Origin of the sequence: Limnobacter sp. (assembly GCF_964228395.1) — a bacterium.
Classification (GTDB): domain Bacteria; phylum Pseudomonadota; class Gammaproteobacteria; order Burkholderiales; family Burkholderiaceae_B; genus Limnobacter.
This window is the reverse complement of sequence record NZ_CAXQZX010000132.1, coordinates 1-7,407: the sequence shown is the minus strand read 5'-3', so window position 1 is coordinate 7,407 and position 7,407 is coordinate 1. Positions and strand designations below refer to the sequence as shown.

Sequence of the window (7,407 nt, the reverse complement as noted above, 5' to 3'; positions counted from 1 at the left end):
TTTTAATGATACGGCGACCACCGAGATCTACACGCTCGTCTACACTCTTTCCCGACACGACGCTCTTCCGATCTCCGCATATTTCAACAGCACGCAAACTTCCAGCATGTCGCTGAGGGTCTCGGTGTTTGCCGTAATGATGTTTGGCAGGGCGTCTGCTCCAAACCTTGTTCGCAGGTCTTTGTAGCTTTCCAGGAATTTTATTTCCTTTTGAATCTCTGGGTTTGCACTTTTGACTGAGCTTGGCAATTCAAAGCCGGGAGCGCTGTTCAGCACCTTGTTCAGGACCTTTACCTTGGACTGTTCATCCAGGCTGGCATAGTCAAGCCGGGGGTCGACGGCCTGAAGCAGGGCATGGACTGTTTGTTGGTTCACTTCACTGTTTTGTCGAATATGGGTGCTAGCGCCATGAAAGCCAAATGTATTTGCCCACATGGTCAGTTGATCCAGTTTTTGTGCCACTCGCTGTTGCAAGGCGGGGTGAAGGCCTTCCCAGTTCAACTGCGTTTTCAGTTTGCTCACGTGCGCTGCCAGGTCAGCAGGGCTGTTGAATTTTTCTTCGTTGGGCAAGAGCTCACGTTTGCCCAGCACATGGTCCCGGGTGTTCATTATTTTGTTTGCGAGCCCATCAAGTTCTTGCCCGTGGCCAGCGATTTTGAACAAGGTGTAAAGTGAGCCAGGCCTTGCCTCTGCATCGCTTCCCGAGACCTTGTGCAAATATTGCTCAAAAGCGACCTCACTCCACAGGCCCATCACCTCCCTGAGCAATTCGGGGGTAATGGTGGGGTTGCCATCGCGGTCGCCTCCCACCCAGTTGCCCGCCTGAAGTTGAGCCGGGCTTTTAAGTTCGCCGTGTTGGTTTATTTCCTGCATAAGCGCTTTGGTGTTTTTGCGAATTGATTGAAGCACGTTGCTTAAAACCGGGGTGAGCGCCGAGGCCTCGTCCAACACAGTGGGCCGTTCATTGCGAGGCCCCGCCAATTCCCAAAGGTTCTCAGCCAGAGCCATGGCCTCGGCTTCGGTTTGTGGCTGAGCGGCGGCACTGTTTAAAGCGAGCAAAGTGCCTCTGGGTTGATTCAGCTGTGTGGGGTGGCTGGTCAACACTGGGCCGATGATGGGTTTGGTGTGGTCAAGGCGAGGGCCCAAGTGAAGTTGCAGGGTACCCGGGCTGGCCAGTGCTGCAGGGCTTGTAGAGGGCGAGCTGAGCTTGGCATGGTTCAGCATTAAGCGGCAGTTCAGGTATTTGAACACACACGCCATCACATCAGCTTGGTCTTTGTAACGTGCAACGAATTGTTTGGCCAACTCGCCGCCTTGCGCTGCCTGCTCTGGTGGAAGGCTCTCCAAGGCCTCAAGCAATTCGCCAAGCTGTTTTTTTGCGGCATGGGGAGCGTCTTGAAGCGCCAAGGTTTTTAAATGGGTGTTGGGGCAATGTGCATTGGGTGTTGCGCAGGGAGGGGCTTCAATCAGCGCGCTCGCCTGTGTTAAATCGTTGGTAGAAAGATTGACGGCTGAGTACATGGCATGTGCTCCTGTTGTGATGAATGGAGTCGGAGCGCAAAAGCATAATTACAGCGGGTGATCACCACTCGAAGGGGTGACTCAGTAGAGTGGTTACTGGACCCAAGCGTTGGGTGGCTGCTAGGCTTGGTGGATTCTTTTAAGGCTTCGCAGCTTTTTTAGGCCCCTAAATTCTTTTTTTGGCGTTGCTAGGTAACAAAAAAAAGCCCGGGGTTCGCCCGGGCTGTCTGTGGTTTGCGGCAATTTACAAGGTATCTGCAGGCACCCGCACCCAGCCTTCCATCAGCACGCGGGCGCTGCGGCTCATGATGGCTTTTTTAACCACCCATTGTCCGTTTTCCTGCACAGCTTGGGCACCCACCCGCAAGGTGCCACTGGGGTGGCCAAAGCGAACAGCTTCACGCGCTGTTCCACCGGCAGCCAGGTTGACCAACGTGCCTGGCACCGCAGCGGCCGTGCCTATGGCCACTGCCGCTGTGCCCATCATGGCGTGGTGCAGCTTGCCCATGCTCATGGCACGCACCAGCAGGTCAATGTCATCTGCTTCTACCACTTTGCCGCTGGAACTGGTGTAGGTTGTGGGCGGCGCCACAAAGGCCACCTTGGGGGTGTGCTGGCGGTTGGCCGCTTCATCCACATGCTTGATCAAGCCCATCTTCACTGCGCCGTGTGCACGAATGGTTTCAAATTTTTTCAGTGCTTCGGCGTCGCCATTGATGTGGTCTTGCAGCTCGGTGCCGGTGTAACCGATGTCTTGTGCATTCACAAAAATGGTTGGAATGCCAGCGTTGATCAAGGTGGCTTGTAGAGAGCCCACACCCGGCACGTCCAGCTTATCGATCAAGTTGCCTGTGGGGAACATGGAGCCAGACGCGCCATCATCTCCTTCATCAGCCGGGTCCAGAAATTCCAGTTGAACCTCAGCGGCAGGGAAGGTCACACCATCCAGTTCAAAGTCTCCGGTTTCTTGCACCAGGCCATCGGTGATCGGCACGTGGGCGATGATGGTCTTGCCGATGTTGGCCTGCCAAATACGCACTGTGCAAGTGCCGTTTTGGGGCACACGTTCTGCGTCGACAAGGCCACTGGCCACCGCAAACGACCCCACGGCAGAGGACAAATTGCCGCAGTTGCCGCTCCAGTCTACAAAAGGCTTGTCGATGCTCACCTGGCCAAACAGGTAGTCCACATCGTGATCGGGCTTGCTGCTTTTGCTCAGGATCACGGTTTTGCTGGTGGACGATGTTGCCCCTCCCATGCCGTCAATTTGTTTGCCATAGGGATCGGGGCTGCCTATGATGCGTAGCAACAGTTTGTCGCGCGCAGGACCCGGTTGCTGGCAGGCGTCGGGTAAATCCTGCAAACGTAAAAATACACCTTGGCTGGTGCCACCACGCATGTAGGTGGCCGGCACTTTGATTTGCTGGGTGGCATTTTTGGTCATGCTGCAGCCCCTTCCAAAAAGTCTTGTGCAAAACGCTGCAGCACGCCGCCAGCCTCGTAAATAGACACTTCTTCAGCGGTGTCCAGCCGGCAAGTTACCGGGAACTCTACACGCTCGCCATTTTTGCGAGTCATGATGACGGTGAGTGTGCCGCGAGGTGTGCGTTCGCCCACCACCTCAAACACCTCGCTGCCATCAATGCCATAGGTGTGGCGCGTTTCGCCCGCCTTAAATTCCAGGGGCAGGGTACCCATACCGATCAGGTTGGTGCGGTGAATGCGCTCAAAGCCCTCGGCAATAATGGCCTCAACACCTGCCAGGCGCACACCTTTGGCCGCCCAGTCGCGTGAAGAACCTTGGCCGTAATCTGCGCCCGCGATAATAATGAGTGGCTGAGCGCGGTCCATGTAGGTTTCAATGGCTTCCCACATGCGGGTTACTTTGCCTTCGGGTTCAATGCGGGCCAGTGAGCCTTTTTTAACTTTGCCATCTGCATCGCGAACCATTTCATTGAGAAGCGTGGGGTTGGCGAATGTGGCGCGCTGGGCGGTCAGGTGATCGCCCCGGTGCGTGGCGTAGCTGTTGAAGTCTTCTTCGGGCAGCCCCATTTTTGCCAAATACTCCCCCGCCGCGCTGCTGGCCAAGATGGCATTGGACGGGCTCAAGTGGTCGGTGGTGATGTTGTCGCCCAGCACGGCCAGTGGGCGCATGTTCTTTAATGTGCGTGGGCGTGCAGCCAGGGCCCCCTGGCCCTCGGTGTCCCAGTAGGGTGGGCGACGAATGTAGGTGGACTGTGGGCGCCAGTCGTATAGAGGGCTGGGGGCTTTTTCCACCGCGCCCAGGTCGAACATGGGGATGTAGATCTGCCTGAATTGCTCTGGCTTTACGTGTTTGTTCACAATGGCGTCGATTTCCTCGTCGCTGGGCCAAAGGTCTTTCAAGCGAATTTCTTTGCCATTGATCACACCAAACACATCTTGCTCAATATCGAAACGAACTGTGCCCGCAATGGCGTACGCCACCACCAGCGGCGGGCTGGCCAAAAAGGCTTGTTTGGCGTAAGGGTGAATGCGACCGTCGAAGTTGCGGTTGCCGCTCAATACTGCGGTGGCGTACAAATCGCGATCAATAATCTCTTGTTGAATTTTGGGGTCCAGTGCGCCGCTCATGCCGTTGCAGGTCGTCCAGGCAAAGGCCACAATGCCAAAGCCCAGCTTTTCCAGTTCAGCCAGCAGGCCCGCTTCTTTCAGGTACAACTCGGCCACTTTGGAGCCGGGTGCAAATGAGCTTTTTACCCAGGGTTTGCGCACCAGGCCCAACTCATTGGCCTTTTTTGCCAACAAGCCTGCCGCCACCACGTTGCGGGGGTTGCTGGTGTTGGTGCAGCTGGTAATGGCGGCAATGATGACTGCGCCATCGGGCATCAAACCTTGCGCTTCTTCGGCTTTGGCTTTGTCCAGGTTCACGGCAATGCCACGCTTGGCCAACTCGGTGGTGGGCATGTGGGCGTGGGGGTTGGAAGGACCCGCCATGCTGCGGGTGACCTTGCTCAAATCAAACTTCAACACGCGCTCGTACTGCGCTTTGGCCATGCCATCGGCCCACAGACCGGTGTGCTTGGCAAATTGCTCCACCAGCGCCACTTGCTCGGGTTCGCGGCCAGTCAACTTAAGGTAGTCAATGGTTTGTTCGTCGATGTAGAACATCGCGGCGGTGGCACCGTATTCGGGCGTCATATTGGAAATGGTGGCGCGGTCGCCAATGGTCAGGCTGCGTGCGCCTTCTCCATAAAACTCCACATACGCACCCACCACACGTTCTTTGCGCAAAAACGCGGTTAGCTCCAGCACAATGTCGGTGGCAGTAATTCCAGGTTGGCGCTTGCCAATCAACTCCACGCCCACAATGTCGGGTAGGCGCATCATGGACGCACGGCCAAGCATCACGGTTTCCGCTTCCAGGCCACCCACGCCCACGGAGATCACGCCCAGCGCATCCACGTGCGGAGTGTGGCTGTCTGTTCCTACGCAGGTGTCGGGGAAGGCAACGCCATCGCGAACCTGCACCACCGGCGACATTTTTTCCAGGTTGATTTGGTGCATGATGCCGTTGCCCGCCGGAATCACATCCACGTTCTCAAACGCAGTGCGGGTCCAATTGATGAAGTGGAAGCGGTCTTCGTTGCGACGCTCTTCAATTTCGCGGTTTTTGCGGAATGCGTCGGGGTCGAAACCGCCGCATTCAACAGCCAGCGAGTGGTCCACAATCAATTGTGTGGGTACCACGGGGTTGATTTTGGATGGGTCACCGCCTTCCTTGGCAATGGCATCGCGCAAGCCCGCCAAGTCCACCAAGGCGGTTTGGCCCAAAATGTCATGGCACACCACGCGGGCGGGGTACCAGGGGAAATCCAGGTCGCGCTTGCGGTAAATCAGTTGTTTCAGGCTGTCGGTCAGCGCACTGGGTTCGCATCGGCGAACCAACTGCTCTGCAAGAATCTTGCTGGTGTAGGGCAGGCCATCGTAGCTACCCGGTTCAATCGCTTCTACCGCCTCGCGGGTGTCGAAGTAATCCAGTTGGGTGCCAGGCAGTTTTTTTCTGAATTGGGTGTTCATGGTCATCGTATTCCGTCGGTATCAAGAACAAGGGGAATCCGCAGATTCCCCTTTCGCGTCGCGATTACTTGCGCTCTTTCAAAGGCACAAACTTCAGATCTTCTGGGCCGGTGTAGTTGGCACTTGGGCGAATAATCTTTCCGTCAATGCGTTGCTCAATCACGTGCGCGCTCCAGCCCGATGTGCGAGCAATCACGAACAGGGGAGTGAACATGGCTGTGGGCACACCCATCATGTGGTAGCTCACAGCGCTAAACCAATCCAGGTTGGGAAACATCTTTTTGATTTCCCACATGGTGCTTTCCAGACGTTCAGCAATGTTGTACATCTTCATGTTGTTTTGCTCTTTGGACAGGTCTTCTGCCACTTTCTTGATGACCACATTGCGGGGGTCGCTCACGGTGTACACAGGGTGGCCAAAACCAATCACGACCTCTTTGCGCTCAACGCGGGCGCGAATGTCGGCCTCGGCCTCGTCCGGGTTGTCATAGCGTTTTTGGATTTCAAAGGCCACCTCGTTGGCACCGCCGTGCTTGGGGCCACGCAGGGCACCAATGCCACCACAAATGGCAGAGTACATGTCAGAACCCGTACCAGCCACCACACGGCTGGTGAAGGTGGAGGCATTGAACTCATGCTCTGCGTACAAAATCAGCGAGGTGTGCATGGCGCGTACCCAGCTCTCGCGGGGCTTTTCACCATGCAGCAGGTGCAGGAAGTGGCCGCCGATGGAATCATCATCGGTTTCCACTTCAATGCGCTTGCCGTTGTGGCTGTAGTGGTACCAGTACAGCAGCATGCTGCCCAGGCTGGCCATCAGTTTGTCGGCAATGTCGCGCGCGCCGGGGTGGTTGTGGTCGTCTTTCTCGGGGCTCAGGCAACCCAAAACGCTCACGCCCGTGCGCATCACGTCCATGGGGTGCGCAGATGGGGGCAGGGCTTCAAGGGCCTGCTTTACGCCTGCTGGTATGCCCCGCAGGGCTTTTAGCTTGGCTTTGTAGCCAGCCAGCTCGGCCACGGTGGGCAGCTTGCCATGCACCAGCAGGTGGGCAATTTCTTCAAATTCGCAGGTGGTTGCCACGTCCAGAATGTCGTAGCCGCGGTAATGCAGGTCGTTGCCGGTGCGGCCCACGGTGCACAGGGCGGTGTTACCGGCAGCCGTGCCCGACAAGGCCACGGATTTCTTGGGCTTAAAGCCGGGGGTGGTGGTCTGTTCTGTCATCTCGATCTCCAGTGGGTATGTTGTGTTTATTTTTTGCCTTGGGCAAACAGCGCATCCAGCTTTTGTTCAAAGGCGTGGTAGCCAATGCTGTCGTACAACTCCATGCGGGTTTGCATCAGCTCAAGCACATTTTTTTGGGTGCCGTCGCGGCGCACGGCTTCATAAACTGCCTGAGCTGCTTTGTTCATCGCGCGGAAGGCACTGAGCGGGTATAGCACCAAGCCAACGCCCACGCTCTTCAACTCCTCGGTGGTAAACAAGGGCGTGGAGCCGAATTCAGTGATGTTGGCCAACACGGGCACTTTAACCGCTTCAACAAACTGCTTGTACATTTGCAGGTCCGTGATGGCTTCAGGGAAAATCATATCGGCGCCGGCTTCCACACATGCGCATGCCCGGTCGATGGCCGATTGCAAACCCTCCACGGCCAGAGCGTCAGTGCGCGCCATGATCACAAAGTCGTCGCTGCCGCGCGCGTCGGCGGCCGCTTTCACGCGGTCCACCATCTCGTCTTGGGTTACGATGGCCTTGCCTGGGCGGTGGCCACAGCGCTTGGCTCCAACTTGGTCTTCGATGTGCATGGCCGCAGCACCCGCTTTAATCAT

Annotated in this window: 5 protein-coding genes; all 5 read right to left on the bottom strand. The window is 56.6% G+C overall.

Going from position 1 to position 7,407, the window contains the following annotated elements; genetic code table 11:
- Positions 1–39 precede the first annotated feature (39 nt).
- The gene (locus ACEQU8_RS11415) at positions 40–1,521 is read right to left on the bottom strand and encodes a phosphoenolpyruvate carboxylase (protein WP_372521241.1); all 1,482 of its coding nucleotides are present in this window, start codon (positions 1,519–1,521) and stop codon (positions 40–42) included.
- A 244-nt stretch (positions 1,522–1,765) separates the two neighbouring features.
- A complete protein-coding gene (prpF, locus tag ACEQU8_RS11410) occupies positions 1,766–2,965 on the bottom strand; it encodes a 2-methylaconitate cis-trans isomerase PrpF (RefSeq protein ID WP_370263713.1) in 1,200 nt (399 codons plus the stop codon).
- On the bottom strand, positions 2,962–5,580 hold the full coding sequence (gene acnD / locus ACEQU8_RS11405; protein WP_370263712.1) for a Fe/S-dependent 2-methylisocitrate dehydratase AcnD: 2,619 nt from the start codon (positions 5,578–5,580) through the stop codon (positions 2,962–2,964). The genes prpF and acnD overlap by 4 nt, the downstream gene beginning before the upstream one ends.
- Before the next feature lie 64 nt (positions 5,581–5,644).
- Positions 5,645–6,802: a 2-methylcitrate synthase gene (gene prpC / locus ACEQU8_RS11400; protein WP_370263710.1), complete on the bottom strand. Its 1,158-nt coding sequence runs from the start codon at positions 6,800–6,802 to the stop codon at positions 5,645–5,647.
- 26 nt (positions 6,803–6,828) lie between these two features.
- On the bottom strand, positions 6,829–7,407 hold a 579-nt coding region (locus ACEQU8_RS11395), incomplete at its 5' end, for an isocitrate lyase/phosphoenolpyruvate mutase family protein (protein WP_370263709.1).